Here is a 2,089-nt window from a genome sequence, read left to right as displayed (position 1 = left end):
CCCCGCCGCTAATGTCCAGCGATTCTGTCAGTCGTCGTCTGCCCGTCCGGCGTTGTGCTGAGCACGTGATGCGAGGTGAACAGACCTGCCTGGCGCTTCTCCTTGAGCCGGTAGCTCTCCCCCCGGATGTTGAGGATGTGGCTGTGGTGGAGCAGCCGGTCCAGGACGGCTGAGGCGATGACGGTGTCGCCCAGCAGGTCACCCCACTCGCCGAAGCCCTTATTCGAGGTCAGGATGATGCTCCCGCGCTCGTAGCGGGCTGAGATCAGCGTGAAGAAGGCGGTGGCCGCGTCTCTGTCGTAGGGCCAGATGCCGAACTCGTCGACGACGAGGACCTTGGGAGCGAGGTAGATACGCATGCGCCGCCCGAGGGTCTGCTCGGCCTGCGCCTTCCTGAGGTCTTCCATCAGGTCGTAGGCGCGGACGAAATAGGCTCCATGGCCATGCTCGATCGCCTTGAGCGCCAACGCGATGGCCAGGTGGGTCTTGCCCACGCCGGGCGGTCCGAGCAGCAGGACGTTGGTGGCTTCGGCGACGAAGGCGAGGTTGGCCAACTCCTTGACCTGGCGCTCGTCGACGGAGGGCTGGAAGTCGAAGTCGAACTGCTCGATGGACCGCTGGAAGGGCAGATGCGCCAGCTTGGTCCTCGTGGTGAGGTAGCGCTCACGGCGAGCGTCGACCTCCACGCCCAGCAGCTCGGCGAGCATCTCCGGATAGGTCAGTTGCTTGCTGGCCGCGCCGTCCAGCGTGTTGTCGAGCGCCTCGGCAGCCTGCTTGAGCCCCAGGCTCTCCAAGTATTGGCGGACCTGCTCCAGGGCGATCACCGCACACCTCCGGCTGCTGCCAGCTCGTAGACGTCCAGCGAGCGTCGCTCCACCTCTTCAACCGCCACCTGGACTGCCACGGCCTCCTGCTGTGGACGGCCGTCTCCCCTGGGCAGCCCTTCCCACTGGCCAGGTGCAGTGAAGCGCTGGCCGGGGCGCTCGGCACGAGGATGCACCGCCAGTCGCTGATCGCCCGTCCATATCTCCACCGTCCCCGAGCGCTGTCCCACCTGGACCGTCGCTCCCGCCCACCGCCAGGGCACACCGTAGCGGGAGCCTTCCCAGTGCACGTAGCCGTCATGCGCCACTCTGCGGTCGTCCCGCAGATACGGCGCCAGCGTCGAACGCTCCGGCAGACCTCCGAGGTGGACCCGCTCCTCGACCAGCATCTCCCAGGGGCGCCGGCCCGTCGTCCCGTGCATGCGCCGGTTCGCCACGCTGTCGCACCACTCGAGGCTCTGCCGGTTCAGGTCCGCGTCGTCGGTGAACCGTATGCTCGGCCACAAGTTGCCGCGCACATACTTGACCCCGCTCTCCACCTTCCCCTTCGTCTGCGCCCGATACGGCTGGCACACCCGCAACTCGAATCCCATCCGCAACGACATGTCCAGCATCCGCTGATTCCACTCCGGACGCCCATCCGCGTCGCGCCCCAGCACCACCACCTTCGCGTTGTCATACAGGCACCGCCGCGGCACACCCCCGAAGTATTCGAACGCGTTGACGTGGCACTGCATGAAGCTCGCCACGTCCGCTCGCCGGACGAACTCGACGTAGATCGCTCGCGACCAGCCCAGCACCATCACAAACGCCCAGAGCCGGTGCTTGCGGCCGTCTGCGCCGACGTAGCCGAAGCTCCCCCAGTCCACCTGCGCCTGCTCGCCGGGCTCCGTCTCGAACCGCATCGTCGCCCGGGGCTCGCGGCGAGGACGTCGCAAACGCACGTGCTCCCTCAGAATCGTGTAGCTCCCCTGATAGCCCAGCGACTGCAGCTCACGCAGCAGCACGACGCAGTTGTCCAGACCCTCCCCCAACCGGCGGTCAATGTAGCCGGTGTAGGCGTCCAGCTTGGACCCCCGCGGCTCCCGCTGCTTCGCCCGCGGCACTCCCGGCGACCTCAGATACTTGCGCACCGAGTTCCGGGAGACGCCCAACTCCCGTGTGATCCCGCGGATCGAATACCCCTGACCCCTCATCTCGTACAGGTCTTTCATCGTCCCACCTTTCAGCAACGTTCTCCTCCCCGTCAGTCTGCAGGGAGGATG

At 66.7% G+C, this 2,089-nt stretch carries 2 protein-coding genes; both read right to left on the bottom strand.

What is annotated here, in order from left to right; translation table 11 throughout:
* Nucleotides 1-8: 8 nt before the first annotated feature.
* Nucleotides 9-824, bottom strand: a complete 816-nt coding sequence (gene istB / locus OXF11_00895) for an IS21-like element helper ATPase IstB (GenBank protein ID MCY4485662.1) — start codon at nt 822-824, stop codon at nt 9-11.
* Nucleotides 821-2,038 (bottom strand): IS21 family transposase, encoded by a 1,218-nt coding sequence (gene istA, locus OXF11_00890; protein MCY4485661.1) that lies wholly within the window; start codon nt 2,036-2,038, stop codon nt 821-823. The genes istB and istA overlap by 4 nt, the downstream gene beginning before the upstream one ends.
* Nucleotides 2,039-2,089 lie beyond the last annotated feature (51 nt).

It is taken from the genome of Deltaproteobacteria bacterium (genome assembly GCA_026712905.1).
In the GTDB taxonomy this organism is placed as follows: Bacteria; Desulfobacterota; Binatia; order UBA9968; family JAJDTQ01; genus JAJDTQ01.
Note: the sequence above shows the minus strand (reverse complement) of the source record. Positions and strands in the feature narration are given on the sequence as shown.

Coding starts and splice junctions, on each gene's coding strand:
- istA (MCY4485661.1), bottom strand. CDS start 2,038: ATGAAAGACCTGTACGAGATGAGGGGTCAGGGGTATTCGATCCGCGGG.